This is a genomic window from Mycobacterium sp. Panama NTM2, from assembly GCF_054355555.1.
The window spans coordinates 1,381,482-1,408,296 of the sequence record NZ_CM135953.1; the positions used below are offsets into that span (position 1 = coordinate 1,381,482).

Below are 26,815 nucleotides of genomic sequence, written 5' to 3' on the forward strand. Positions count from 1 at the left end.
TCCTGCGCGCACCGCCCCCGGAGGAATTCAGACATGCCTGCGCGGTATTGCCCGGTATTTGCCGCCTGGAGCCCGTATTGCCTTTGTCGGACTAGACGCGGGTGGTGATGTGCCAGGGCGGAAGCTCGGGCGGTGGGAAGAATACGACTGGGGGGGTGGGAAATTCTGGTTCATGCCAGTCCTGAGACTTGATCCGGGCGGGCATCGAAAACGACGATTGCCGCACTCGCTCCGCTTAGTCTTTGCCGCAGTTCGTTTCCGTAGACGGATCCCCGAAGCGGACTGGTTTCAAGCCCACCGTATGGACACGACCTTAGTTCTGAGCAAGCTAATTGGACGACGCATAGCGTACTTTATACATACGCAGGAGAATGGGCTCGCTGGAGCGACTTCGGATTCGTTCTGGCGCTTCGCGCCTACCCTGCACCGACGGCTCGAACGTCGCGTGGTACGGAGCGCATCGCAAGTGGTTGTATTCAACGAGCAGTACGCGGACGTCGTCCGGCATTGGAACCCGCGGGCGAGGGCATCGCCTACATGGTTCGACCCGGACTTGTTCGTTGCTGACGAAAGCGGCATGCGAGATCCTCACACCGTGATTTGGGTCGGTCGCCTCGAGATTCCCAAGGACCCGCTTCTGGCGCTCGCTGCGTTTCGTTCGCTTTCAGAGTCGGCCCCTGGCATGCCGTGGCGCCTTCAGTTAGTGGGCACGGGAACTTTGAAGGACAAAGTAGATGAGATCTTGAATTCTTCGCCGCCCGAGATTCGAGAACGCGTGCGGGTACATGGGCGAACGCCGCCGGGTGACGTCGCGCAGCTTATGTCGCAGGCGGGGTTGCTATTGATGACATCTCACCCGGGCTACGAAGGATATCCCCGCGTTCTGGTAGAGGCTCTCGCTTCAGGATTGCCGGCAGTGGTTACTGACGGCTCAGATACTGGAAGTCTGATCGTGAATGGTGAGAATGGCTATGTGACGTCTAGAGAACCCGCGCAAATCGCAGAGAGGCTGAAGGATGCCCTACACCTCTCGCGGTCAAGCGCAAGGAACAGTGTCGCTCATCTGAGCGCCCCGGAAGTCATCTCAAGGATGTACGCGGACTCTTAACTCGTGCCTGGGATGTCCGCGACTGCGTCCGCACTGTCAATGGCTACGCTGGAGCTGGTGCTTGAGTGGAAGATTTTAGGGGGTTAAATGAGTGACGATCGGGAGAAACTTAGCCGTTCGATGAAGACTAAATTGCGTTGTCCGGTATGCGCAGGCGCCTTGGAGCTTACTTCGGAAAGCGCCCATTGCCAAAGTCGCCAATGCTCTAAAGAATATCCGATCGTCCGCGGTCGGCCGGTTCTGATCAATGACAGTAATAGCGTTTTTCAGATTGACGATTTTGTGGCGGCTCCTAGAGCCTCGTTGGACGAGCCCTTGGCGCCCCGACGAGGGCGATTATTGGCTCGGAAGATCAGCAACGCGATTCCCTCCGGAACCCGCAATCTTCGCGGAAGGGACAATTATAAGAAGTTGGTACAGCTGTTGGTTGATGGCCGACACGGAGATGTGCCGCAGGTATTAGTCGTTGGCAGTGGCCCGCAAATGGGCGAAGGCATGGAAAGCCTGGTTGATTCGGACGCAATCGAGCTTATCGAAACTGATGTCGCATTTGGGCCATCCACTGCATTAATTTGCGATGCGCATGACATCCCGTTCGAGTCCGAGAGCTTCGATGCCGTGGTTGCACAAGCTGTCCTGGAGCACGTCGCAGATCCGTATCGGTGCGTTGAGGAGATGTTCCGCGTACTAAAGTCAGACGGACTTATTTACGCTGAGACTCCGTTTATGCAGCAAGTTCATATGGGCGCTTACGATTTCACGCGCTTCACCCATTTGGGTCATCGGCGTTTATTCAGGCGGTTTACGGAGATTGATAGCGGTATCGGGTGCGGGCCTGGCATGGCACTCGCTTGGTCTTTCCGATACTTCCTTTACAGTTTCACCACATCTCCTGCACTTCGTGGCATTTTGAAGTTCGCCGCTCGGCTGGTTACCGTCGGATTGCCGTATTTCGACCCACTACTTTCTAACAGGCCTGCCGCGTATGATTCAGCTTCCGGGTTCTATTTTTTGGGCCGAAAGAGCGGAACCATTCTCTCCGACCGACTTCTGATCGAAGGTTATCGCGGCGCTATCGGGGTGCGGAAAGGCTAAGTATACTTGCCGCTTAACTTAGCTATCAGCTGCATCTCCTCGAGCGCAAACGATCCTTCCTGAGGCAAATGTTGATTTCTGTTAGTATCGGCAAGTTTCGTGGAACGTGGAGCGTGCAGCCGATCTTAGGGTTTGCCAATTCCCCGATATATCCAGCCGGCCTGGCGCCACATCTGGGGGTTCAGACAGTTCCTACCGTCTATCACTGTGCGCTGCCGCACTTCTTTGGCTAGCCGCGTCGGATCGAGCGAGACGAATTGGTTCCATTCGGTCAGTATCATCACGACATCGGCTCCTGCGCAGGCTGCACGAACATCCGGGGCGTACTGCAACGTAGGGAACAATTGCCTTGCGTTTTGCATAGCTTCGGGATCATAGACACTTACTGCAGCGCCTTGAAGTTGGATCTGCCCGGCGATGTTTAACGCGGGTGAGTCACGCACGTCGTCGGACTCGGGTTTGAACGCGGCGCCAAGAACTGCAACGCGTGCGCCTATAAAAGACCCTCCAGCGGCGAGCCTGGCCAGTTCGACCATCTTGTTGCGTCGTCGCATATTAATGCTGTCGACCTCCCGGAGCAGCGCAAACGCTTGACCAGCGCCGAGCTCGCCGGCCATTGCAATAAATGCCCGGATATCCTTCGGTAGGCACCCACCGCCAAACCCTATTCCCGCATTAAGAAAGCGCCTTCCGATCCTTGCATCGTGCCCGATAGCATCTGCCAACACCGACACATCGGCACCAGTTGCTTCACAGACTTCTGCGATCGCATTTATGAATGAGATCTTCGTTGCAAGAAAGGCATTGGCCGATGTCTTTACTAATTCGGCGGTCGCCAAGTCGGTGACGATCATCGGGATTTGCTCGGCGAGAAGAGCTGCGTACACCTCACGGGCAATACGTTCGGCATTGCCTTGTCCGTTGGAATTGACCCCAAGGACGATTCGATCTGGATGGAGGGTGTCTTTGACGGCAAAGCCTTCTCGTAGGAACTCGGGATTCCACGCGAGTTCTACAGCGTCCGCGGCAGGAGCGAGCTCGCGGACCATTTGACCTAACCGCGATGCTGTACCGGCGGGCACGGTCGACTTGCCGAAGATTGCTGCCGGCCGCTGAAGAAGTGGTGCAAGAGATTCTATGACAGAGTGCACGTGCGTGAGGTCTGCAGCAAGCTCACCGTGTTTCTGAGGAGTGCCGACTGCTACGAAATGGCAGTCGGCGAATTCGGCAGCTTCCTCGTACGAACTTGTGAAACGCAGCCTCCCGGCATCAAGATTCCGTCTTAAAACTTCAGGCAGGCCAGGCTCGTAGAATGGTAGTTCGCCGCTCGCGAGCTTCGCGAGCTTTGCTTCATCGACGTCAACACCCAGTACTTCATGACCTAATTCAGCCATGCAGGCGGCATGCGTTGCTCCCAGGTAACCCGTACCGAAGACTGCGATGCGTTGGCTCATATCCGTCATCCTCCCCATTTTGTCGGCCATCGCCTTTGTGACAAGTGTGCTCTGTTGGTACTCTGAATGGTCTTGATCGCCCGCATGCGGCATCGGTCTTCAGGGCCGCATGAGTCCTCTACTCAAAAGGATCCGTGCAATCGTTTCACTGCCAAGCTGAGGCTGCCAAAGAGCACGCGTGAACGTCACTGATCCGCCGGTTCGCGCCGAACTACGGTAAACGCGGACGCCTGCAATAACGAGGTTCGGTCGAGATGCTCGGCTTCAATTACTGCTGCGATCCCTCTGTTTTTTAGCACGCCTGCGACCTGAACTTGGTGATCGTCAACATGTTCGCGTCTCCTAGCTCTGCGGGGCACTACAAGTGGGTACACGCCCATGTCTAGAAGATCCATCAAGGTGCCCACGCCCGAGTGTGTTACGACCACGTCGGCACCGCGTACGCACCGTTCGAACTCGTCGTGACTCAATTGCGTGGCCACCGTTCCTGGAAGGTCTCTCCGGGTCGTGACACCGAGCTGCCAGACAGTCTCGGAGTTGGCTAGGCCCGTATCGAGCACCGCGTCTACGAGGGCGTCGAAACGATATGGGCGAATAGTGCCGAGAGTGACAAATAGACGTGGGGTTTCTACCGGGCTTCTCCGGACCGCTACGTAGCTATCAAAGAGTGAACCCCGAAAAGTCCATCCCCCGCGCGCCCAGTGCTCGTACTGACACGATCTGCTGACTCCAGGATCTAGGCTCACAAGCCTGCCCGTAAGCGAGGGTCCATTCACTCTCGACACGCTCTCGAAATAGAACGAGGGTATCCCGTGTAAGCGAGCCGCTCCGAGGCCGGCCAAGCCGACAGCCGCGCCGGTTGTCATTGCTGAGGTGAAACGCTCGGTGCGCCAATCAATCTCTTTCATCAGTAGCGTGAATGCGCGCGTCAACCTTCGGTAATCGCGGGGTGCAACATAGGGCACATGCAACACCCGCCGGCCCGAAAGGAGAGATTCGCTCTGCGGCGATTCGAACGTCACAAACAGCGAGTCGGGAGCCGCGCCAACCCTTGGGGCCCACTTAACGAGTTGCGCCAGGTGGCCCCCGGTTGACGCGATAAGAAGTTGACGTCCCGGGATCGGGTCTTTCGCCACACTCACTCCTGCCTTCTGGTGACGCGTTCACAGTAGTCTGTGTGCAACTGTCACGGGGGCTGCGTTCCTATCGATGAAAAGTTTTCACCGTTCGTTGCGGGCAGACACTGCGCACCCAGCCCCTTCTGTCAGGTGTGTGGACTCGTTGAGCGCGATATTGCGGCTGATCGGTTCGCTGCACCCTCCCGGCGCTAATGCCGATAGCAGTTCTGACGCGAAGGCTTGAATTAAACGAACGGTTAGATTACTACTGGGTCGCGGATTTGGGCGGGGATGTCGGCCCATCTACCGACCGTCGCAGTATGTACTGTTTGAGCTGAAAACGTCACGTGCGTGGAACTATGGTCAGCTGGATGCTTGGCCACGTCGCTTCATGGAGGCTGACATTGAACCCGAGAACGATAAGATCAGATGCGAGATCGGTGGCGCGGGGCTTGGTAGCCAGGTTGCCGCTAAAGTTGCGAAGGCGCTGTACCTACGCCGTATGCCAACGGCGTTGGCTCAGGTTAAGGCATCCGCAAACGTTCAATGAGAAGATCAACTGGCGGATAGTCAATGATCGCAGGCCGATACTAACGATGACCTGCGATAAGTTGGCGGCGAAGACGTATGCCGCAGAGCGCGGCATACAACCGCCGATAACGGTTTGGCACGGTACCAATCTCGACGAGCTGCGGTCTGTAGACCTTCCGCCCCACTGGGTTCTCAAGCCAAATCACCGAACTGGGCTTGTCTATTTTGGTCATGGAGGTGCTGACATAGCTGATATTCGACGGGCTACACGCGGTTGGTTGGAGGAGAGGTTGTGGGCCGTTGAAGGTGAGTGGGCGTATCGGGATGCCAAGCGTTGTTTTGTCATTGAGGAATTAATCGGTGAGCCATACGGTGATCTCCCCGACTACAAGTTTTTCGCTTTCGATGGTCGCGTCGAAATGGTGCAGGTGGATAGCCAGCGCTTCTCTGGCCACCTCCGCCGGCTGTATACCCGCGCGTGGGAACCCCTCGACGTGCAGTTTAAGTATCCGCTCGGCGAGATTCAATCGCGACCGGACTGCTACGAGGAGATGCTTTCTGCAGCCGCAAAGCTCGGCGCAGGGTTCGATATGATTCGCGTCGATCTGTATGAATACGAGGGAAAAATGTATTTCGGCGAATTGACTCCATATCCAGATTCGGGGCGAGGCCGATTCATCCCGCATCGACTGGACGTGAAGTTGGGCGAATACTGGCAGCTGCCGAGCGCGACACGTTAACGACACTTGCGACAGTTGATGGTAGGACTCGTGCAGGATGCATCTCGGATGCGCAGCGGGGATCGGGGCGCGGTTGCGAATGGCTTACGTGGGTGAAGCGGGATTCCTTGCAGCGGCCACGACAGCGCGAAAGCTTTAGTTTCGTCTGTTTGCCGCACGATGTTGACGATTGAGAGGCCTCATGCATGTGCTCTTTGTCTGCACCGGCAACATCTGTAGGTCGCCGATCGCTGAACGACTTGCCTTGGCATACGCGCGGAAGCTTGAAATCGCTGATTTCCGCGCCTCGAGCGCGGGTACTCGTGCGGTCATCGCCCATCCAATGGATCCAGAGTCGGCTCGAGTTGTGCAGGAGATGGGTGGCTCTGCGTCCGACTTTGCAGCGCGCCAATTAACAGCAAAAATTGCTGCCAGCGCGGACTTGGTCGTCACGATGGCAAGGCAACACCGTGACGCGGTGCTCGGACTCGCCCCGCGGTTGATGGGCAAAACTTTCACGATTGCGGAGGCGTCGATACTTGCAAAAGATTTTGGCGCCCGCAGGGCGGAGGATCTTCGCGTGCTCCGTCCGCAACTTGCCGGCAAAAGCCTGCTAGATGTACCGGATCCAATTGGCCAACGCCGCGACGTCTTCGAAAGCGTCGGTCAGCAGATCGCTTCGATGGTGCTGTCAATCGTCCCAATCTGCCGGTGCACAAACTAGGGGAGACCTCGCGGGTCACACGCGCCTGAACGTCCGTTGCCCTCACTGCGGTCTCTGCTTCAAGCGTCCGGCTACCGCCGGAAGCTTCCGGCCCGGCAATAAGCCCACGTCAACGCCATGGCCGCTCGAGGTGCTGAGCGAACCTGGCCGTTACCTTGAGATGTTTGCAACTACTACGTTAAAGTTGCTGCGCAAGGGGAGAGCATGGGGGGTCTTTATGACGGCTGTAAATGATCGGGTGGACTTCGCAGCAAATATTGTTCCGATACCGACGAAGGTGCCAGCCTGGCAGCGGGGGTATGCGCGCCGGCTCGTCTTTGTCGATATGGTCGGGGTCTTAGGGGCTGTCGGTCTTGCGCAGTGGTTGCGCTTCGGAGCGCTCACCGGGGACGTCTCCACGTCGACGTTCAAGAACCTCGACTACGCCTTGGTGTCGATCTCCATCGCGGTCGCTTGGCTAGCCGCGTTAGCCATCAACCACTCACGCTCGACCCGGGTCATCGGTTCCGGCGCTGAGGAGTATCGCCGAGTTTTGCTCGCCACGCTCGCTGTGTATGGCGGCGTCGCGATCATCTCGATGCTGTTCAAGCTCGAGATCGCTCGTGGGTACCTGATGATCGCGCTGCCGGTCGGCATCATTGTCCTTGAGCTTCTACGGTGGGTTGCCCGCCAGGTTGTTGTGAGAGTTCGGCAGAAGTACGGGCGCTGCATTACCCGAGTCTTGGTCGTCGGCAGCGCTCCCGCGGTTCGCGATTTGACGACATCGCTGCACCGAGATTCTCGGTCTGAGTACGAAGTCGTCGGTGCGTGCATTCCCGGGCCGCTGCCGCGGACCAAGATCGATGTCCCCGGCGTAGGTGCGATCCCCACATTCGGCGACGAGTCAAATGTCGTCGGTGCAGTGACTGCAACGAACAGTCATGCCGTCGCCGTTACGGCAACGGAGCGCCTCGACGGACGCGGCATCCGCGACCTGTCATGGGAACTGGAGAAACTCGACATTGATCTGCTCGTCGCCCCCGGCGTCGTCGACATCGCCGGCCCGCGGCTGCAGATGCGGCCCGTCGCCGGCCTGCCGCTCATTCACGTGGAGAAGCCGCAGTATCACGGCGCCAAGCGATTCCAGAAGCGACTCTTCGACCTTCTGTTCTCGGGGTCGGTGCTTCTGTTCGGGCTGCCGATTCTTTTAGCCGTCGGATTGGCCGTGAAACTCACCAGCAAGGGTCCGGTCTTCTACCGCCAGGAGCGTGTGGGTCTCGACGGGCGTCCCTTCGAGATGATCAAGTTCCGCACCATGGTCGTCGACGCAGACAAGATGGTCGACAAACTCGCCTCTCTCAACGAGAGCGAGGGTGGGGTGCTGTTCAAGATTCGCGACGATCCGCGCGTGACGCGCGTCGGAAAGATCCTGCGCAAGTACAGCATCGACGAGCTGCCCCAGTTCATCAACGTGCTGAAGCGCGACATGAGCGTCGTCGGTCCTCGGCCTCCGCTGGCCAAAGAAGTGAAGTCATACGACGACCATGCCAGGAAGCGTCTTCTCGTCCGTCCCGGCATCACCGGCCTGTGGCAGGTCAGCGGTCGGTCGGACCTCTCCTGGGAGGACTCGGTCCGTCTCGATCTTTTCTATGTCGAGAACTGGTCGATGATCTCCGACCTCATCATCGCCTTCAAGACCGTCAAAGCGATGCTCGGACATTCCGGGGCGTACTAACCGCAGCTTGCGACGTGTGGCCCAGTCAGCGATTGAGCCATCGTCCGAGGACGCGATCGAACCAGCCCTGCATGGTGCTGTCTGCCAACTGGTACCGCGGACACTCGCACTTCGAGCAATCGCTCCCCGCACGGTAGTGCTCATGGGCGAACCCATCGTGGCCGCACCGACACATTTCCGCCGACATCGAGTTCAACATACGCTCTGCCAATCCTTGCTGGCAGCAAATACTGAGAAATTCCTGAGCGGCGTGTCGATGACCCGCGTGAGCGCCACATCAGTCCGCGCTTCCCGGCGCGAGTGAGTACAGTCTTCCCGTGGGATATCCAGAGAACGTGCTGGCCAGAGACGAACAGGTCGTCCTGCACCGGCATCCGCACTGGGGACGTCTTCTCGTGCCGGCATTCGTGCTCATCCTGGCAAGTGCGGCGGCGGCGTTCCTCGCCGGCTACGTCAATTCCCTCACATGGGAGCCGAGTGCCAAGAGGATCGTCTTCCTCGTCATCGCGGCCGTCTGGCTCATCCTCATCGGCTGGCTGTCGGTCTGGCCGTTCCTCAACTGGTGGACCACCCACTTCGTCATCACCGACCGCCGCGTGATGTACCGCCACGGGCTGGTCACCCGCTCCGGGATCGACATCCCGCTGGCCCGCATCAACAGCGTCGAATTCCAGCACGGCCTGCTCGACCGCATCCTGCGCACCGGCACCCTCATCATCGAGTCCGCGTCCCAGGATCCCCTGGAGTTCCAAGACATCCCGCAGGTCGAACGCGTGCATTCGCTGCTCTACCACGAAGTGTTCGACACGCTCGGCTCGGAAGAAGCCCCCAGCTGAGCGACGCTGTACCGCTCGCCGCCCCCAACACCTACTTCGCGCTGGGGGATCGCCGGCGCCGCAGCAGCACGCCGACTCCGACCGCCATCGCCGCCAGCAGCGCAACGCAGCCCACCCCGATCGCCACCCACAGCGCCCAGTTCACCGGCTCGTCCGCGGGTGCGGCCGCGTCATCTGCAGATGCCACCGCGAGGTTGGTGACTGCGCCGGCGGCACCGGCGGCCAGAACGTTGCCGGTCAGGCTCGCCCAGCCGCCCGGCTGGGCGTCGATGTAGCCGAAGAGCGGGTCGACGAGTGACCACGCGCCGCTGGAGGTGACCAGCACGACCGTGCGGTTGCGCGGCTGATCGGCGAACACCTGGATCGACCCCAGGCCGTCGTTGATCTCGGCCCGCAGTTCGTCCCGAAGGTCCACCGCGACATCGGAACTCGGCCCGCCGACCGGCGGGCGCAACGACGTCGGCTCCAGCGTCTTGGCGTTGGCGACGATCAGCGCGCCCGTCGTCGCTTCCGCCGCCGCTTTCACATCGACCACGCGCGGCATCATCGGCGTCCCGCTCTGGCGCGCCATGTCGGCGACCACGCGGGCCGCATAATCCAGCTGATCAGGACTGCTGCCGTCGAGCGCCACCAAGAACTGCGGGCTCAGCTCCGACGGCACGGCGCCGAAGCCGCCGCCGGCCTGGCCCCCGCGCGTCGCCGTGATCGTCGAGCGCGGATCCAGCTGGAACGTCAGCGGCGCGATCATCGGATTGCACAGCTGCCGTGGGCTGTACGTCAGACCGAACGTCACGGTGATCCGCTGTTTGAGGAATTCCCCGGGAACGTCGAAGGTGGCATCAATGCGGCCGCTGGTGTCCAACGGGGCGCTGTAGACCGCCTGATCGTTCACGCTCACCATCAACGCCGCCGCGTCCTGCGACATGACCGGCGTGTAGGTGGCCAGCAGATCCATCTGCAGGCCGTCGACGCGCCCGCCCAGTGCGGAACGGTCCACGCCCACCGTCAGATCCGCAGTCCGCAGCACCTGCGTCTCACCGGTGATGTTCAGGTCGGCGAAGCTGAGCGCATCGGCATCCGGCCCGCCGGCCGATCCGGCCTGGTCGACGCGGGCGGTGGGCACCTGCGCCAGCGACTGCAGGTTGTTGACCGCCAGAGAGACCTGGTCGCTCAGCTGATCCCCGCGCCCGCTCACCTTCAGATAGACATCGGCGCGATCGGGATTGGCGACGGTGAGGCCGGCATCCCCGTTCTCCACGACGATGGCGCGTGTCAGCTGCGGCGCCGCCGGGGGAGCGGAGCCGCGGGGCTGTTTCACCACGGTGATCGCCGTCGGCTGCGGGCGGTACAGGCGCGCCGCTGCCGACGCCAATGTGAGCGCGGCCTGCTCTTCGGAGGTGTCGGCATCGATGGGGGTGTAGATGGTGAGTCGCTGCAACACGGGCGGGAAGAACCCGGCGATGGTGCTCGGCGCCGGCTCGATCCCCGCGTAGACGGCCGACAGATCACTGATCTGCACTCGTTCGCCGAGCCCGCATCGCTGCTCCGGCGACACACCCGCCTCTCGCACGGTGAACGACAATCGCGCCGTGGTGCCGATGACCTGTGCCTGCGACACGTCGACATCGAAAGGCACCACAGCGGTATTCGGAGCCACCGGCGGCAGATCCACTGTGGCGAGCAGCGTGCCCCGGCTGTCGTCGATCTCCACGAATCCGGCGCCGAAATCGATGGGTGCGTGAATGAGTCCGCGCAGTCGAGCGACCGTCAAACCCGCCGGAACCGGCACCGTGAAGTCTTGGTTGACGTTGGCGCCCGCCAGCGTGAACGACTGTGGCAAGCCCAGGGCGGTCCACGGTAGGCCCAGCTGATCACCGCTACCGGGTTCGGTGTTCAGCGGGTCTGCATGCGCGGTGGCGGGTGCACTCAGCGCGGCCGCCAAGACGACCGACAGGAGCACGCTCCAGACCTTGCGGATGCCCGCGCTACGAGACACCACTTACGCTCCCGCCTCGAGTGAGTGCGTCCGAATTCCTTGGCGTTGCACCCTACTGATGGTCGACGGGCTCCAGATGGTGGCGCGCCGCTTGGCGGCTAACCCCAGCGCCCCCGCCGGTATAAAGCTGGGCAAAATCATAGACGACCGCAATGCTCTCTGCGCCTGAACAACTCAGCGGCACAGATCTTGTTATCTTCTTGGTCCACCCGGACAGAGCTTTCAACCAGCAATCCCGAATGACCGTTCGCCACTATTTCGGGTGTCCCGGCGGCAAAACGGGCGCGCCCAATTAGCATGTGGAGGCATCGCGAGGGTCAGGATGGAGTGCCGTAAAAGTTGTCTGTCAACGGGTCGAAGGTGCCGCCGTCCGCCGTCGCAATGATTTCGTCGGTGGAGTCTCGCGTGCTCCGGGTGAAGTTGTTTGCCGCTGCGGTGGTCGGGCTCGTTGTCGGCGCTCTCATTGGCGCCGTGGTGGCGATGACGATCGCCGCCGAGGCGACGGCAACGGCCTTCGTGCGACTGCACAATCCGGCGGACCTGAGCGCCATTGCCGGCGGCGCCAGCCAGGTCACCCCCGACAACCAGTCGAACACAGGCACTTTCGTCGCCGGCGAGATCGCCTATCTCTCCGGTGAGGGGTTCGGCCAGGCCGTGGCTGCCAAGCTGGCCAAGAACAAGCCGGTGACGCTGGAGGTGGCTCAAGCCGCCGAGTCGTCGGTGGTGACCATCAGTGCCACTGCCCCCACGGCGCAGGAAGCCGTCCGCGCGGTACAGACCGCCATCGACGTCTACGGGCAGCAGCTTCAGGCGCGCATGGATGCGCAGCTGCGGACCATCGTGCCGACGCTCGATCAGTGGCAACGCAATGCCGGTGGCGACATCGAGCGCCTGCAGGATGTCCAGCGCCTGCGCGACAGCGTCGAATTGCAGGCACTGCAAGCCAGCAAGTTGGATGTCGTGCAGCCACCCACCACCGACCCGGCCGGTTCGCATCGGTGGGTGACGGGAGCGGTTCTCGGCGCCGTCGTCGGTGCTGGGCTCATGGTCGCGACGCTCCTCGTTCTGCGGCGCCGCTCCGGTCGTGCGGCACTGGTCAAAACCGTCACCGACACCGTCGACGGGATCATGCTGCCGGCAGTCGATTTCACCGCTTTGCCCCCGGAGCAATTATGGGGCGACAAGGAGGAGCGGCTGGCGCGCACCCTCTACACCCAGTGTGCGAGTGCCGACGCGGAGCGCACGATCCTCGTCGTTGGCGTGTCGGCGTCGTCCGGTGCCGGGCGGGTGGTGGACTTGCTGCGCTCCGCGGCCGGGGCAGCGGGCGGTAGCCGCGTCGTCAGCGGGGGAGCGGTGGGCGACGCGACGCTGACACCCGAGGCCGTTGCCGCGGCGACCGACATCGTGCTCGTCGCCCGACTCGAGCACGACACGATGGCGCAGGCGCTGGCGGCGCGATCGGTCACCGCGTCAGGCTCGGTGCCAGTTGCGGCGGTGTTCACCTACCGCCGGTCGCTGAAACCCTGACCGATCAGACTGGGCTGGTGTCTCCGTACAACCACGAACGCCACTGCGGGGTCGCTTCGCCCTGGTGCAGCCAGTGCACGCTGATGTACCAGTCGGCCGGTCCATAGGGGCCGCCCTGGATGCCGATGTCCGGAGTCGTCGCGTCCCGGTCGCTGACGTAGGTCACGTTGTGGATGTGCACGTCCGATCCGGCGATCGATTCGCTGGGGTTGCCGCCACTGAGTTCCACCGCCCACCAGGAGGATCCGACGTGGTCGTCCATCGTCACGGCGATGTCGTCGATCTCGATGCCGGCCACCTGCAGCAGCCGCACCCCGTAGCCGTCGCCGGCGCCACGACCGGGTAGATAGGCGGTGATGCTGTCGAACGAGGCGTCCTTGACCCGATACAGCATCACGGCGGCCCCATCCGCTCTGTAGGAAGCGATGTCGCCGAACTGCACGCCGGCGATGTCCTGGATGAGGATGCGCCCCGGCCCTTGCAGCACGAGATCGTTCACCGTCAGATTCGACGAGGGCAGCTGAGCGACGGTGAGCCCGTTGCGCAGCTGCCCGGCGCCGAAGAGATGAATGTCGGACGGGTGGTCCGCGACCAGCCGCACGTTGTCGATGACCGAGTCCCGCAGCGAGGCCAGCAGGATCCCGCCGTTGCCGCCACCGAACGGTCCATCGGCGGAATGGGTTTCGGCGTAGATGTTCCTGAGGGTGACCCCTGAGAACTTGCTGGTGGTGGTCGCCGGTGTCTCGACCGCCAAGGACCAGTTCTTCGACCCGAGGATCGTGACGTCGCTGATCGTGACACCGGAGAAGTCCCACCACTTCGAGTCTTCGGTGCCGTCGATGTTGTTGGTGGCCAGCACGATCCCGGTTTGCGCACCGGAAATGGTGACATCGGAGATGTCGATGTTCTGCGACGCGATGCTGGTCCAGTCGCCCGGTCCGGAGGCGATCGCCGAGTTGACGTGGAAGCCGAACTCCTTGTCGGTGACGGTGACATCGGAGATGGTGATGTCGTAGCCGCCCTGGACGCGGAAACCATTGGCGCGCCCGCCGGTGACCGTGATGTGGGTGGCGACGGAGCCGCCGTTGTTCCACTCGCCGAGCCCGGCCTGGTTGAACGGTCCGTCGGTGGGTCCGTACGTCCATGGCTGCGTCGGGTCGTAGTAGGTGACGAAGGCCAGTCCGTCGTCACCGGTATTGGTCGCCGTGAGCCCGTCGACCGTCACGCGCCGGTTGGCGTTGAAGTGCAGGCCGTCGGCGAGGGTGCCGACGGCGGTGAAGTCGGTCACCGTGACATCCGAGCAGCCCATGAACACCGCACCGGCTTGAGGCGCGTTCTCGACGCGGCCGTTGATCACGGAGACGTTCTGCACGGTGCCCGTCGAACCGCTCCAGCCGCTGGGCGGAGGGGAATCGGAGGGCCACCCCAGCACCGAGATACCGTCGCCGAAGCTACGAGCCGACGGCCGCGTGACCCATTCGATGTCCGGGTTCAGCAATGTGATGTTCGCGGCGGCGCCCTCGATCCGGATGCCGTGACTGGTGCCGTGGCCACTGGCGTCGAGGTTGTCCATCAGCAATCGCGCGCCGGGCGCGAACTCCACGGTGACATCGGACAGGCCTTTGAGCAATATGGCCGCGTGGCCGGCCGGATTCTGTTGCGCGAAGCGGTAATTGCCCTCGGGGAAGTACAGAGTGCTGCCGGAGGTCATGGCGGCCTCCGCGGCTTTGAGCGCGGCCGAGTCGTCGGTGACGCCGTCGCCGACGGCGCCGTAATCTTTGACGTTGACCGTGTTCGTCGTCGTGATCAGTGATGTCGTGGTGATCTGCCCCGAGCCGGATGTGGCCCCCGCGGTGTCGGCCGGTCGCACCGTCCAGCCGAGCAGGGTCCACAGCAGCGGTGATTCTGCCGGTGCGTTCCCGCTGTCGGCGCGCAGCCGGCTCACGAACCTCGTGAGCACCGGGACAGGCTTGGTCGTCAGCTGCTCGGTGGGCGCGGCAATAGGTGGTGGGGAGGCCACTTGTCGTGACGTTGTTGCTGACGTCGCCGTAGTCGCGAGCAGCGTAGCGGGCTCGGGCGCCGTGGGCAGAGTCCGGGGGTTGTCGTTCTCGACTGCACGGGCAGGCGTCCGGCGGGCATCGACCTCGTCATCGGCATCAGCTGAATCATCAATCTTGGCAGCCGAATTGCGAGGTCGCGAAGGTGTATTCGACTCGGCGGCCGACATACGGTCATGGGTGCGCCGGGCATGTGCGCGGACCGATGGGCCCGCGTCCCCGTCCGGACCGTCGGGCGATTCGACCTCGGAGGTCGACGGCTCTGCGTCGTCGGACGACGTGGTCGCCGGTTCGCGTGCAGTGTGGCGGTTCGGAACGTCGGAGGCGGACGCATCCGTCGCCGTGGCGGTCGCAGTGTCTGAGGAGTCGGCGAGGGCCACTCCATGTCCGGTCGACAACGCCAGGCCGATCCCGGCGGCGACCACAGCTCCCCGGAGACTGCACGCTCTCTTGTCCACGATTTGACCCCCGATCATTTGTCACAATCGTCAACAACCCTCTAGGGGTGAACATAGGCGCTGGTTAACTGAATTGCCAGCCCGATTCCCCGGTCACGGAAGGAAGCCTGCGCTGCTCGCCGCACTGGGGGTCAGCGGCGGGGCTGCGGTTCCCCACGGCCCGGCGAGCCAGCAGCCGGTCGCTCGAGACGACAATCGGCCGGTTGACCTCGTAGTTCGACGGCATCCGTCTGTGTCCGCCCTGCAGCTCATACCCGGGTCGGTCATGGCCCGAGCGGCGTTCCTGCGGTCGCATCGTCGGGAGATCCTCGCCTCAACCGACCGCGCGCGGCAAATCCGTCACACCGGGCGCTTGTCCCGGCTGCTACGTTCTCCAGCCGCTTTCTCCGCAGGATAGGGGACTGCAGAGTGGTCCCTACTGCAATACGGTGCACGGCATGCGGGAGCGGCGGCGTTCCGGGGTGCGGGCAGGGCCGCTGCCGGCCGCCGTCTACACGTTGATCGCGGTGCTCTTCCTCAACGGGGTCAGCGGCACCCTGTTTTTCGCTCATGCCCGACCCGACCCACTGGTCAAAGCCGACGCGATCGTCGTCCTCGGTGGCGAGCACGACGGTCGCGAGGCCTACGGGCTCGAGCTCGCCGAGCAAGGTTATGCGCCCACCGTGCTGATGTCCGATCCTTATGGAGCCCGCGACAAAGTGATGAAGCGCTACTGCCGCACCCGTTCCGACATCGAGGTCATCTGCCGCCCGCCCGTGCCAGGCACCACCCGCGGTGAGGCCCTGATGACCCGCTCGCTTGCCGAGCAGCGCGGCTGGCGCTCGGTGATCGTGATCAGCTGGCGCTACCACCTGCCCCGCGCCCGGCGGATCTTCGACGTCTGCTTCGCCCCGCCCGACCGCACCGTGATCATGCGCGACGTGCCCCGCACCTACCCGTTCTCGGTAGCCCAATGGCAGTACACGTTCCTCTACCAGTACGCCGCCTGGGTCAAAGCCGAAGTGCAAGGCTCCTGTGACTAGCCGAGCTTGCGGTACAGCGTCGCCCCGCCGCGCACCGAGAGGTAACCCAGCAGCGCGAACGTCACCCCCACCGCGCAGTACATTGCCACCTTCTTGCCGGCCGCCACCGTGCTGCGCACCGGCACGTCCCCGCCGACCCACATCGGCGACGCCAGCGCGAACGCCACCATGCTGGCTGCCGAACCCAGCACGCCGTAGCCCAGCACAGCCGACGCGATCGATGAAACACGTTGTGTCGACAGCATTCCCGCCAGACCGCACACCACCGCCGTCGCCGTCACCAACCGTGCCGACGACGGCCGGCGCAGCAGCAGCGCGCCGACTGTCGACCCGATCGCCCCGCCGAGCGCGACCAGCACCCACGTCATCGCGCCGCTACCCGCGCGGCTAGGAGCCCGCACAGCAGGCCGGCGAGCGCTGCGGCCGGCACACCGATCAAGAACGCGAGCGACAGCCTCGGCGGCTGACTGATCGTGAGGACCGACCACGCACTGAGACTTGCTGCGCTGGCGCACATTCCGAACAGGGCCGCGCGCACCGTCGACATGACCCCGCTGGCGACGATGAAGCCGGCCACCGCGAACGCGACCGCTGCCGTCACCGTCGTCGACACCCACAGCTGCCTCGGCTGCGGCCACGCGGTCGCAATCCCATACCGCACAAGCGCGCCCGCAGTGCCGCCGATTGCCAACGCCACGGTGTGGGTACGCGGTGGACGATGGCGAGCCGGCACGCAGCCAAGGCTAGCGTCACTGATACGTTCGGGTGCTTCGACAACCGCTGACGCTGATGTCAGATACCGTTGTGTGGTGTCCGGCTCCCTGAAGCGTTTCGACGAATGGCTCAACCGCCAGCTCGAGCAGTGTGCGCGCGACGCGGGCGAGGACGTCAACACCTATGTCGCCCGCGCGGTCGCCTCGAAGATGCTGGCCGACCAGCGTCTGGCCGAGAGTGCGGCCGTCGAGCGGCTGATGGAGCACCTGTCGGAATCCGGCGTCTTCGCCGGCACCGACATGCCCAGCGTGTCCACCGTGATCGCCGACCCCGAACGGTTGCGCGCGCTCTATGCCACCGGTCTGCTCGACTCACCCACCGAAGAGGTGTACGACCGCATCACGCGCGCGGCGGCCGATGCGCTGGACGCCCCGCACGCGCTGGTGTCGTTGGTCGACGTCGACCGGCAATTCTTCAAGAGCGCGGCCGGCATGGAAATGCGGACCCCGGAGGAACGGCAGACGCCACTCGAGCGCTCGCTGTGTCAGTACGCCGTGGCAAACGGCCAAGCGCTGGTGCTCGAAGACGCCCGACTGGACCCGGTGTTCAAGAACCACCCCGCCGTGCAAGACGGCACCGTCGTCGCCTACCTCGGCATCCCGCTCACCGACACCCACGGCAATTCCATCGGCACGCTTTGTGTTTACGATGACAAGCCTCGCCTCTGGGGTACCGGCCACGTGCAGGTCCTCACCGACCTCGCCGGGCTCGCCTCCGAACGGATCTTCGGTCCGGGGTCCGGCCACACACGATAGCCGTACACGGCCGCAGTTAACCCGACTGCCGGAAATAGTTACGGCTAAGCGGCAAATTGCCACTGACTGATGGCATTTTGACTGCGCCGACCTCTCAGCACACCTACAGTGAGACCCACAGGAGGCGTTTCGGGGGTCGGGGATGCAGGCAGGTACGGAGCAGGCGACGCACACGCCGAGCACGCGTGCCACGCAACCGCACCTGCGTGCCGTCGCCCCGCCTCTCGTCGTCGGCAAGCCCCCTCTGCGGCAGCGCGCTTTCGACCACCTGCGCAACGAGGGCGGATTTGTCGCCCTTACCGTGGGGTTGGATCTCTGCGCCGCCTTGTGCGCAGTAGCGCTGGTGCACTGGATGCTTGACCAGAACGATGCGTTGGGCGTTTTTCCGTGGACATGGCTGTTCATTCCTTTTCTGATCGTTCTGATGGCCGGCCGCTCGCTGTACACGCGCAAGCTCAGTGATCGATTCCTCGACGAGTTCGAACCGGTCGAAACCTCGGTCGCGGTCGCGTCCCTCCTCACGTTGGCGGTCATCATGTACGCCGTGCCGGCCTTCCAGCCTGGGACCACAGTGCCGGAATACATTCGTCCCAGCGACGCCGTGGTCCGAATCTGGCTGGTCGCCGCCGTGCTGATTCCCCTGGTCCGTTTCTGTCGCTCCCTGGCGCAGCGCTATCTGAGACGCAAGTACAACTTCGGAAAGCGCGCCATCGTCGTCGGCGCCGGACCCATCGCCCACCAACTGATCGCCCGGATGCGACAGGTACCCGACTACGGGCTCCGCCCTGTCGGCATCATCGACGACACACGACCGGTCACCATCGAGGCCGAAGGCATTCCCTATCTGGGCACCACGGGCAATTTCGAACGCGCTGTCGTGCAAACCGGGGCGGAGAAGCTGATCATCGCGCACTCCGCGGTGAGCGATGAGACGCTCGCCGCGCTCGCGCAGCGCGCCCACCACATGGGCATGACGGTGCGGGTGGTGCCCCGCATGATGGACGTCGTCGGCGTCGGCGCGACCATCGAGCACATGGGCGGCATCCCGCTGATGACGCTGTCCCATGCCAACCCGACCGGGTGGCAGTTCGCGCTCAAACACGCCATCGACCGATCATGTGCCGCAGTCGGTCTCGTGCTGATCTCGCCGCTGTTCCTGACGCTCATGCTGATGGTCCGGCTCAGCTCGCCGGGGCCGATCTTCTTCGGCCAGGAGCGAATCGGCCGTGACGGCAAGGTGTTCCAATGCATGAAGTTCCGCAGCATGCGGCCCGCTGACCCGGCGGCGGCCGCGTTCACCGTCGCAGACGGGGCGGCGCCCGGCGGTGTCGAGGGCGAGGACCGGCGCACCTGGATCGGCAAGATCATGCGCAAGACGTCGATGGACGAGTTGCCGCAGCTGCTGAACGTGGTCAAGGGCGAAATGAGCCTGGTGGGTCCGCGACCCGAACGTCCCGAGTTCGTCGAACTGTTCGAGATGCAGATACGCCGTTACGGAGACAGGCACCGCGTCAAGGCCGGCATGACCGGATGGGCGCAGGTGCACGGTTTGCGCGGGCAGACCTCGATTGCCGACCGCGCCGAGTTCGACAACTTCTACATCGAGAACTGGTCGATTCTGCTCGACATGAAGATCCTCGCACTGACTGTGCTGGCCGTGCTGAAGAGTGCCGAATAGACGGTATGGGGAGGCTGGGGCCTCACCACATGTGAACGTGGGTTGCCGTCAGGAATTGGGTCCTGGCCGGTAGAGCCACAACTGTGGGAGGCCCCAGTGAAGATTCAGCGTACGAGTGTTGGTCTGGACGTGCATGCACGTTCGGTGTTCGGATGTGGGTTAGACGGTGAAACCGGTGAGGTGTTCTCGCGCCGGTTGAGTACTGATCACCGCGAGATCCTGGACTGGGTCAGCGGGTTACCCGGGCCGGTCGCGGTCACCTACGAAGCGGGCCCGACGGGTTTCGGGTTGGCCCGTTTTCTTGTCGATACCGGCGTGCCGTGTCTGGTGGCGGCGCCGTCGAAGTTGGTGCGCCCCAGCGGTGATCGGGTGAAAACCGATGCCCGTGACGCCGCGCATCTGGCCCGGTTGCTGCATTTGGGCGAGATCACCGAGGTGTGTGTCCCCAGTGTCGAACGCGAAGCAGCCCGGGATCTGGTGCGGGCACGCGAGGACTGCCGCGCTGATCTGATGCGGGCCCGCCACCGCGTGCTGGCGCTGCTGCTGCGCCACAACATCATCTACTCCGGCGGGCCGGCCTGGACGCTCACACACCTGGCCTGGCTGTCCCGCCAGCACTTCCCCACCCCGGCCCAGGCCGCCTATGACACCGCGCTGGAAGCCATGCTGGCCTGCATCGATCGCCGTGACCGGCTGGATGCAGCGATCGCCGCGATGGCCACCGACAGTGAGTTCACCCCGGTGGTCCGGCGGCTGGGCTGTCTGCGTGGGGTCTCGACACTGACCGCGTTCGGATTGGCCGTGGAGATCGGGGACTGGTCCCGGTTGAGCGGGCGCGCGATCGGCGCCTACCTGGGTTTGGTGCCCACCGAGTACTCCTCGGGCGCCTGCCGGGCGCAGGGCTCGATCACCCGCACCGGAAACGCCCATGCCCGGCGCTTGTTGATCGAAGCGGCCTGGCATCATCGCCGGCCCTACCGTCCCGGTGTCGAGCTGCGGCGGCGCTGGCAGGCCGCCAGCCCGGCCGCCCGCCGGCGCGGCCAGCAGGCCAACCATCGCCTCCACACCCGGTGGCGCGGATTCGATGCTCGCGCCAAACGCCCCGCGGTGGCCAATGCGGCCATCGCTCGCGAGTTGGCCGGCTGGTGCTGGTCACTGGCCATCCTCGAGGAGTAAGGGGCTTACCGATAACGTTCAGTAGCTGACGTCGTTACCGGTCCTGGCGGGCACGCTGACGATGACCCGCGTGAATGCTATGAGTAACCCCGAGCGCCAGCGACGGGTCACGCTCGTGAATAGACAGCGGTCCATCGTCACTCGAAACACCGATCTGCGGTAGCCAATCCGCGCATTTCAGACTGACAAGCCGTCGCTACGACACGCGCGCCAGTCCCCGGTACACCGACACCCAGCACTGACCGAGGAAGCGGCGGCCACGACGACGGTCGAGGCCGCCGCTTCACCCTGCCCACTTGACAAACCACTCCCCATATCAGCATTTCCGCCATTCGAATTCGCAACGTCACGTTCCGTATTAGGCTTTGCTGGGGCACTACGCAAGGGTTGGGGGAGGTGTGGAGCACGGGCCGAACCACGTCGGACTGATTCCCGATGGGTTGCGACGTTGGGCCAAGGCTCACGACACCACGCTGGCCGATGCGTATCTGCGTGGCGCGCATCAGGTCGTCGCCATCCTGGCGACCCTGCAGCGCCACGGCGTCCGCACCGTCACCGTCTACAACCTCAGCCGAGCCAACCTCGGACGCACCGACGACGAGCTCGACGCCGTGTATCAGGCCTCGCTGCAGTTCTTGACCACGCTGATCCCCGAGGCCTTCGACGCGCAGATCTGCAGCCTGCGTCTGCACGGTGATCGAAAAGCATTGCTCGACAACTACGTTGCCGCCGCACACGATCTCGAAGTGGGTATGACGGGCACCGACTTCCGCATCAACCTGCTCGCCGCCTACGACGCCTACGACGAACTGCGCGATGCCCAGCAGCGGGCGCAGCACACCGGCGGCGACATCGCCTCAGCCATCGAGATCGGCGACGTCGACCTCGTCATCCGGACTACCGCCGAACCCCTGCTCAGCGGATTCCTGCCGCTGCAAAGCCAATACGCGCAGCTCTACTTCCTCACCACCCCGCTCAACGATCTGACGATGGACCAGATCGACGAGCTCATCGCCCGCTATCGCGGCGTCCCGCAACTGCGGGGGCGGTGACCGTGACGCGACACCCACTGATCATCGGCGCCGGACCCGCCGGCCTGTCCGCCGGCCTCGAACTCGTCCGACGCGGCATCACGCCGACCATCCTCGAATCTTCGAGCAACGTCGGCGGACTCGCCCGCACCCACACCGACGGGGACTGGCGCATCGACCCCGGCGGACATCGCTTCTTCACCCGCAACGAGGAAGTGTCGGAGATCTGGCGGTCCCTGCTGCCCGAGGACCAGTGGCTGGCGGTGCCCCGCAGCTCGGCGATGCTGGTGCACAACCGTTTGGTGCGCTACCCGCTGATGGGACGTGACCTGCTGCGCCAACTCAGTCTCCGCGACGGGCTCGCCGGGGCGGGCAGCTACGCATGGGCCCGGCTACGCCGCCAGACCCAGATCGAACCACGGCACGCCAACTTCAAGGAATGGGGTCGCGCGGAGTTCGGCCGCCGCTGGTATGAACTCTTCTTCGACGGCTACGTCCGCAAGACTTGGCTCGCCGACCCCGAGAACATCGCCAGCGACTGGGCAAACCAGCGCATCAAGCCGATCGGCTGGCGGCTGTCGGACGATCACAAGATGGCCGATCAGGACGTCTTCCGCTACCCCCGCCACGGCCCTGGGCAGGTGTGGGAAGCAGCGGCCGACAAGCTCCGCGCGGCCGGTGCCGACCTCAAGATGAACGCGATGGTGACGCGCGCCCACTTCCGGGGCGGCACCTGGACATTGACGACGGAACGCGGCGACACCGTCACCGGGGATGCCCTGTTCTCCAGCATGCCGCTGCGCACCCTGGTCAATGCGCTGCGCCCCGCGCCGCCGAAATACATCCAAACGGTGGCGTCCAATCTGCGGCACCGCTCACTCATCACCGTGGCGGTGGCGCTGTCGCGCAGCTACGACATCCCCTACAACTGGGTCTACACGCCGGGGCCCAACTTCCACGCGGGCCGGATCCAGAACTACCGGCGCTGGTCACAGGAGCTGGTGCCGAACGGCTGGAACGGCACGTTTCTCGGGTTCGAGTACTTCCTGCTGCCCGACCAGGATCTGTGGCTCGCCGACGCCCACAGCCTCAGCGCCATCGTGGAACACGACCTGGCGCAGCTGGGGTTCGCCACAACCGAGATCGAAAAGGTGATGATCACCCGGTCCGAATTCGCCTACCCGATCCACGATCCGATCCGCGATCGCAGCGTCGTGCGCATCCGCGACCACCTCCGCGAGCACTACCCCTCGCTGCACACCGTCGGACGCAACGGCATGCACCACTACGACAACCAGGACCACGCGATGCTCAGCGCGATCCGCAGCGTGGGCAAGTGCTTCGGGGAGAACGTGGATCCGTGGCAGGTCAACACCGACCTGAGCTACCACGAGCAGGGGCTGCGCCGCTAGGAAGCTTTTGAACTCCGTGTTGCGGGGTTGGTGCGCGGGTGCCGCAACTCGTACTCGTCCTCCAGCGCCTCGGCGATACCGCCGCCGGTCAGCGTGGACTCCAGCGCCTTCTCCGGGTTGCGCGCGAACTCGTCGGGGAAGACGAAGCGGCGGAACGCCCAGAACCGGAACGCCATCTGCAGCAGGTTTCCGACGATGTAGGCGGAGATGAAGTCGGCGATGTTCTCGGTGAACAGCGACACCATCGGCACCCGCAGCATCAACACGTAGCTGGAGAACCACAGCGGCGCCATGCTGAGCACCACGCCCACGGCGCTGACCCCGAAGAACAGCAGCGCCTCGTGATGTTTCTCGCGGCCGCCGCGGTCGCGGAAGCTCCACTCCCGATTAAGGATGTAGGAGGCGATCACCGCGACGATGCCGGCGATGATCTTCGCCGTCACCGGCTTGGGCTCCAGAATCGTCAACTTGAGCGTGAAGAAGATCGCGGAGTCGATGACGAACGTCGTGGCGCCCACGATGGCGAACTTGATCAGCTCGTGGTGCCGCTCCGCGTAGGGACGGAGCGGCCCAGGGAGACGCTTGATCGTCGCATCGGCAAAGGACACAAGGAGCGAGTCTACGTAACCAACCCGCCAAACTCCCAAGCGCGCAGTAACCGCAGGTCAACCGTGTGGCCCACGTCATGACACGATAGACGCCGTGCCACGAACCGCAACTTCTCGTCCCGTCGTCGCCATGGTCGGCGGCGGGCAACTCGCCCGGATGACCCACCAGGCCGCGATCGCGCTCGGACAGACCCTGCGGGTGCTCGCGATCCGCGCCGACGAGTCCGCCGCCCAGGTCACCCCCGACGTCGTCCTCGGCCACCACACCGACTACGACGCGCTGCGCCGAGTCGCCGACGGCGCCACCGCGCTCACGTTCGACCACGAGCACGTGCCCACCGAACTGCTCGAGAAGCTGGTCGCCGACGGAGTGGCCGTCTACCCGCCGCCCGAGGCGCTGGTGCACGCGCAGGACAAGCTGGTGATGCGGCGACGGTTGGCAGCGCTCGGCGCGCCCGTGCCCCGCTTCTCTGAGGTGACCAACACCGGCGAGGCCGAGGCGTTCGCCATGGAGGTCGGCGGGCCGGTGGTCATCAAGACCGTGCGCGGCGGCTACGACGGCCGCGGCGTGATCATGGCCGATTCGCCCGACGAGGCCCGCGAGATCGTCGGCCGCTACCTGGCCGACGGGGTACCCGTGATGGTCGAGGAGAAGATCGCGATGCGGCGCGAACTCGCGGCGCTGGTGGCCCGCTCCCCGTTCGGGCAGGGCGCGGCATGGCCTGTGGTCGAGACCGTGCAGGAAGACGGCATCTGCGTGACGGTGATCGCGCCGGCACCCTCGGTGGGTGAGTTGGGTTCGGCTGCTTCGGAATTGGCGCTCGGTCTGGCGTCCGAACTCGGAGTGGTCGGGGTGATGGCCGTCGAACTGTTCGAGACCGTCGACGGCAGGCTGCTGGTCAACGAGCTCGCGATGCGGCCGCACAACTCCGGGCACTGGACCATGGACGGCGCCCGGACCTCCCAGTTCGAGCAGCACATCCGCGCGGTGCTGGATTATCCGCTCGGCGACACCTCCCCGCTGACGCCGTACACGGTGATGGGCAACGTGATCGGGGCTGCTGTTCTCCCCGAGATGTCGATGGACGAACGCGTGCACCACCTGTGCGCGCGGCTGCCCGAGGCCAAGGTGCACCTCTACGGCAAGGAGGAGCGGCCCGGCCGCAAGACCGGACACGTCAACATCGTCGGCGAGGACTGGGAGTCGTTGCGCGAGCGCGCGGAGCGGGCGGCACACTGGCTCTCGCACGCCGAATGGACCGACGGATGGGACCCCCACGCATGACCGCACGTGTCGGCTTGATCATGGGCAGCGACAGCGACTGGCCGGTGATGTCGGAGGCCGCGGAAGCGCTTGCGGAGTTCGACGTGCCGTTCGAGGTCGGTGTCGTGTCCGCGCACCGCACACCGGGCCGCATGCTGACGTACGCCCAGGAGGCCGCCGGGCGCGGCATCGAGGTGATCATCGCCGGTGCCGGCGGTGCGGCGCACCTGCCGGGCATGGTCGCCTCGGCCACACCGCTGCCGGTAATCGGGGTGCCCGTCCCGCTGGCGCGGCTCGACGGCATGGACTCGCTGCTGTCGATCGTGCAGATGCCCGCCGGTGTGCCGGTGGCGACGGTGTCGATCGGCGGCGCGCGCAATGCCGGCCTGTTGGCCGTGCGCATCCTGGGCGCCGCCGATCCTGCGCTGCGCGAACGCATGTCGGCGTTCCAGGCCGGACTGGAGAAGATGGTGCTGGAAAAGGACGAGGCGCTGCGGCGAAAGCTACTGGGGGAGTAGGCGGGTCCGCACGCCCTCGACAATGCGGTCGACCGGCCGGCCCGCCAGGCGGCACGCCACGGTCACCGCTGTCGCCGAACCCGCCTCGAACACCCCTTAGGTGACCTCGTCAGCCGCGGCAGCGATCGCGCCGAGCACGCGCACCTCGCGCCCGTCGGCCCGCATCTGTGCGCACGCGGTCTGCAGCGCCGCCACGGTCCCGTCGACGTCCGGATGACTCATGCGGTGACGCCCGGGCGTCGTGGAGGCGTGAATGCAGTTGGGCGCGCGAGCGGATACCGAGCTTGCGGTAGACCTTGCTGAGGTTCATCTCGACGGTCTTCGGCGACAGGAACAATTCCGTTGGTGACCACGCAGCAGGATGCGGTTCAGCGCGTCCCTCTGCACACCCGCGAGCCCATCGATGACCGCCTCGTCGATGTCGGTCAGGGGATCCGCCAACCCGGCGAAGGCCAGCGTCACCTCGCTCGGAGTTCCTCGGGCGAGCAGCACTCGGAAACCGCGAGCCGCCGCCACGTCGCGCGCGTGCAGGGCGAACGTCGTCTTCCCGATGCCGGCTTCGCCGTCGACGATCAGTCCGACTGGACCGGACGAGGCAGTGTCCAGCAGGACGCGGAGGGCCTCCGCTTCGGCCTCCTGTAGGACCGCGCGCAGGCTCTGAGCGTTGTGACCCGGCATCGTCCCCCTGAGCTGACCACCGTGGTGGATCAACAATAAGAGGGGTGCGCAAGACCGTCGGTACGGGCTATCGGTCGGAGATTCGCCTACAGCAGCGACGCGTACGGAAGATACTGTTCAAGACGGGATATGGGCTTGCTTCCCGTTTGCTGACGGGAGCGTTAGTTTGGGAAATATTGGTTTGCTTAGCAAACTCGACGCGGCGCACCGATGGAGCCGCGTTTTGGAGGAGATATACTGCGGTGTGATCTTCGTCACACCGGCGGGTTCGGCGCCCTGCTCAGGATGCGCGGAGCACGACGACAGGCTCGGCGCTGTGCACCGGAGCGGCCAGCTGGATGTGGCCCGTCTGTGCCGCGTGCATGCCCGCGTCGACGACAGCGGAAGCGCGCAGCGCGTGGCGGGAGCCGTGCCAGCCGCACTCGCAGTGAGCGGTGCGCCGGAGAGCCGGACCATCGATGTAGACCTGCATGTTCCGGAGAGTAGCCAGGCAAGATGTGAATTAACCACGTCTGCTGCTGAGCTTCGGCTGAGAGCGCGGGCGGGCGGACTTCGCGCCGAC

Annotated in this window: 25 protein-coding genes and 1 pseudogene; 16 read left to right on the forward strand and 10 right to left on the reverse strand. The window is 64.1% G+C overall.

Features of this window, described 5'->3' with window-relative positions; genetic code table 11:
* Positions 1-301: 301 nt before the first annotated feature.
* Complete coding sequence (locus ACXYX3_RS06650) at positions 302-1,108, forward strand: glycosyltransferase (RefSeq protein ID WP_458611997.1); 807 nt, start codon at positions 302-304, stop codon at positions 1,106-1,108.
* A gap of 87 nt (positions 1,109-1,195) precedes the next feature.
* The gene (locus tag ACXYX3_RS06655; protein WP_458610849.1) at positions 1,196-2,203 is read left to right on the forward strand and encodes a methyltransferase domain-containing protein; all 1,008 of its coding nucleotides are present in this window, start codon (positions 1,196-1,198) and stop codon (positions 2,201-2,203) included.
* Between the two features lie 125 nt (positions 2,204-2,328).
* Here the strand turns inward: ACXYX3_RS06655 and ACXYX3_RS06660 are convergent, their stop codons facing one another.
* Complete coding sequence (locus ACXYX3_RS06660; protein ID WP_458610851.1) at positions 2,329-3,657, reverse strand: UDP-glucose dehydrogenase family protein; 1,329 nt, start codon at positions 3,655-3,657, stop codon at positions 2,329-2,331.
* 185 nt (positions 3,658-3,842) lie between these two features.
* Complete coding sequence (locus ACXYX3_RS06665; RefSeq protein WP_458611998.1) at positions 3,843-4,565, reverse strand: glycosyltransferase; 723 nt, start codon at positions 4,563-4,565, stop codon at positions 3,843-3,845.
* Positions 4,566-5,371: 806 nt separating this feature from the next.
* Between ACXYX3_RS06665 and ACXYX3_RS06670 the strand changes: the two genes are divergently transcribed.
* The 4 genes from ACXYX3_RS06670 (at position 5,372) to ACXYX3_RS06685 (ending at position 9,299) form a co-directional block, all read left to right on the forward strand.
* Positions 5,372-6,046, forward strand: coding sequence for an ATP-grasp fold amidoligase family protein (locus ACXYX3_RS06670; RefSeq protein WP_458610852.1), 675 nt, complete (start codon positions 5,372-5,374; stop codon positions 6,044-6,046).
* A gap of 181 nt (positions 6,047-6,227) precedes the next feature.
* On the forward strand, positions 6,228-6,749 hold the full coding sequence (locus ACXYX3_RS06675) for an arsenate reductase/protein-tyrosine-phosphatase family protein (protein WP_458610854.1): 522 nt from the start codon (positions 6,228-6,230) through the stop codon (positions 6,747-6,749).
* Positions 6,750-6,966: 217 nt separating this feature from the next.
* Positions 6,967-8,463: a sugar transferase gene (locus ACXYX3_RS06680; protein WP_458610856.1), complete on the forward strand. Its 1,497-nt coding sequence runs from the start codon at positions 6,967-6,969 to the stop codon at positions 8,461-8,463.
* 317 nt (positions 8,464-8,780) lie between these two features.
* Positions 8,781-9,299: a PH domain-containing protein gene (locus ACXYX3_RS06685; protein WP_458610858.1), complete on the forward strand. Its 519-nt coding sequence runs from the start codon at positions 8,781-8,783 to the stop codon at positions 9,297-9,299.
* Positions 9,300-9,330: 31 nt separating this feature from the next.
* Here the strand turns inward: ACXYX3_RS06685 and ACXYX3_RS06690 are convergent, their stop codons facing one another.
* The gene (locus ACXYX3_RS06690; RefSeq protein ID WP_458610860.1) at positions 9,331-11,298 is read right to left on the reverse strand and encodes a cellulose biosynthesis cyclic di-GMP-binding regulatory protein BcsB; all 1,968 of its coding nucleotides are present in this window, start codon (positions 11,296-11,298) and stop codon (positions 9,331-9,333) included.
* A gap of 390 nt (positions 11,299-11,688) precedes the next feature.
* On the opposite strand from ACXYX3_RS06690, the gene ACXYX3_RS06695 reads away from it, so the two are divergent.
* Positions 11,689-12,822, forward strand: a complete 1,134-nt coding sequence (locus ACXYX3_RS06695) for a hypothetical protein (protein ID WP_458610861.1) — start codon at positions 11,689-11,691, stop codon at positions 12,820-12,822.
* Positions 12,823-12,826: 4 nt separating this feature from the next.
* Here ACXYX3_RS06695 and ACXYX3_RS06700 read toward each other — a convergent pair whose 3' ends face one another.
* Positions 12,827-14,782: a glycosyl hydrolase family 28-related protein gene (locus ACXYX3_RS06700; protein ID WP_458610862.1), complete on the reverse strand. Its 1,956-nt coding sequence runs from the start codon at positions 14,780-14,782 to the stop codon at positions 12,827-12,829.
* A gap of 992 nt (positions 14,783-15,774) precedes the next feature.
* Here ACXYX3_RS06700 and ACXYX3_RS06705 point away from each other — a divergent pair.
* Entirely contained in the window at positions 15,775-16,359 is a 585-nt protein-coding gene (locus tag ACXYX3_RS06705) for a YdcF family protein (protein WP_458610864.1), read from the forward strand.
* On the opposite strand, the gene ACXYX3_RS06710 is transcribed toward ACXYX3_RS06705, so the two are convergent.
* The gene (locus ACXYX3_RS06710; protein WP_458610866.1) at positions 16,356-16,727 is read right to left on the reverse strand and encodes a hypothetical protein; all 372 of its coding nucleotides are present in this window, start codon (positions 16,725-16,727) and stop codon (positions 16,356-16,358) included. The two genes, ACXYX3_RS06705 and ACXYX3_RS06710, sit on opposite strands and share 4 nt — an antisense overlap.
* Positions 16,724-17,092: a chromosome condensation protein CrcB gene (locus ACXYX3_RS06715; protein ID WP_458610868.1), complete on the reverse strand. Its 369-nt coding sequence runs from the start codon at positions 17,090-17,092 to the stop codon at positions 16,724-16,726. Before ACXYX3_RS06715 ends, ACXYX3_RS06710 begins: the two co-directional genes overlap by 4 nt.
* A gap of 76 nt (positions 17,093-17,168) precedes the next feature.
* Here ACXYX3_RS06715 and ACXYX3_RS06720 point away from each other — a divergent pair, with 76 nt between their 5' ends.
* The 5 genes from ACXYX3_RS06720 to ACXYX3_RS06740 all read left to right on the forward strand — a co-directional run bounded on the left by ACXYX3_RS06720 (position 17,169) and on the right by ACXYX3_RS06740 (position 23,185).
* On the forward strand, positions 17,169-17,888 hold the full coding sequence (locus ACXYX3_RS06720; RefSeq protein ID WP_458610869.1) for a GAF domain-containing protein: 720 nt from the start codon (positions 17,169-17,171) through the stop codon (positions 17,886-17,888).
* A 142-nt stretch (positions 17,889-18,030) separates the two neighbouring features.
* Complete coding sequence (locus ACXYX3_RS06725; protein WP_458610871.1) at positions 18,031-19,566, forward strand: sugar transferase; 1,536 nt, start codon at positions 18,031-18,033, stop codon at positions 19,564-19,566.
* 96 nt (positions 19,567-19,662) lie between these two features.
* Positions 19,663-20,742 (forward strand): IS110 family RNA-guided transposase, encoded by a 1,080-nt coding sequence (locus ACXYX3_RS06730; RefSeq protein WP_458610873.1) that lies wholly within the window; start codon positions 19,663-19,665, stop codon positions 20,740-20,742.
* A 398-nt stretch (positions 20,743-21,140) separates the two neighbouring features.
* Positions 21,141-21,794: an undecaprenyl diphosphate synthase family protein gene (locus ACXYX3_RS06735; protein WP_458610875.1), complete on the forward strand. Its 654-nt coding sequence runs from the start codon at positions 21,141-21,143 to the stop codon at positions 21,792-21,794.
* Positions 21,791-23,185 (forward strand): NAD(P)/FAD-dependent oxidoreductase, encoded by a 1,395-nt coding sequence (locus tag ACXYX3_RS06740; protein ID WP_458610877.1) that lies wholly within the window; start codon positions 21,791-21,793, stop codon positions 23,183-23,185. The genes ACXYX3_RS06735 and ACXYX3_RS06740 overlap by 4 nt, the downstream gene beginning before the upstream one ends.
* On the opposite strand, the gene ACXYX3_RS06745 is transcribed toward ACXYX3_RS06740, so the two are convergent.
* A complete protein-coding gene (locus tag ACXYX3_RS06745) occupies positions 23,182-23,793 on the reverse strand; it encodes a GtrA family protein (protein ID WP_458610879.1) in 612 nt (203 codons plus the stop codon). The genes ACXYX3_RS06740 and ACXYX3_RS06745 overlap by 4 nt on opposite strands.
* A 130-nt stretch (positions 23,794-23,923) precedes the next feature.
* Here ACXYX3_RS06745 and ACXYX3_RS06750 point away from each other — a divergent pair, with 130 nt between their 5' ends.
* Both ACXYX3_RS06750 and purE read left to right on the forward strand, forming a co-directional pair.
* Positions 23,924-25,078 (forward strand): 5-(carboxyamino)imidazole ribonucleotide synthase, encoded by a 1,155-nt coding sequence (locus ACXYX3_RS06750; protein WP_458611999.1) that lies wholly within the window; start codon positions 23,924-23,926, stop codon positions 25,076-25,078.
* Positions 25,075-25,575, forward strand: coding sequence for a 5-(carboxyamino)imidazole ribonucleotide mutase (gene purE, locus ACXYX3_RS06755; RefSeq protein WP_458610881.1), 501 nt, complete (start codon positions 25,075-25,077; stop codon positions 25,573-25,575). Before ACXYX3_RS06750 ends, purE begins: the two co-directional genes overlap by 4 nt.
* A gap of 96 nt (positions 25,576-25,671) precedes the next feature.
* On the opposite strand, the gene ACXYX3_RS06760 is transcribed toward purE, so the two are convergent.
* The gene (locus ACXYX3_RS06760; protein ID WP_458612280.1) at positions 25,672-25,797 is read right to left on the reverse strand and encodes a hypothetical protein; all 126 of its coding nucleotides are present in this window, start codon (positions 25,795-25,797) and stop codon (positions 25,672-25,674) included.
* Between the two features lie 22 nt (positions 25,798-25,819).
* Positions 25,820-25,912 (reverse strand): annotated as a pseudogene (locus ACXYX3_RS06765) (LuxR C-terminal-related transcriptional regulator); the annotation flags it as partial.
* A gap of 8 nt (positions 25,913-25,920) precedes the next feature.
* Between ACXYX3_RS06765 and ACXYX3_RS06770 the strand changes: the two are divergent.
* Entirely contained in the window at positions 25,921-26,217 is a 297-nt protein-coding gene (locus tag ACXYX3_RS06770) for a hypothetical protein (RefSeq protein ID WP_458610883.1), read from the forward strand.
* A gap of 316 nt (positions 26,218-26,533) precedes the next feature.
* Here the strand turns inward: ACXYX3_RS06770 and ACXYX3_RS06775 are convergent, their stop codons facing one another.
* Positions 26,534-26,725 (reverse strand): hypothetical protein, encoded by a 192-nt coding sequence (locus tag ACXYX3_RS06775; RefSeq protein WP_458610885.1) that lies wholly within the window; start codon positions 26,723-26,725, stop codon positions 26,534-26,536.
* Between the last annotated feature and the right edge of the window lie 90 nt (positions 26,726-26,815).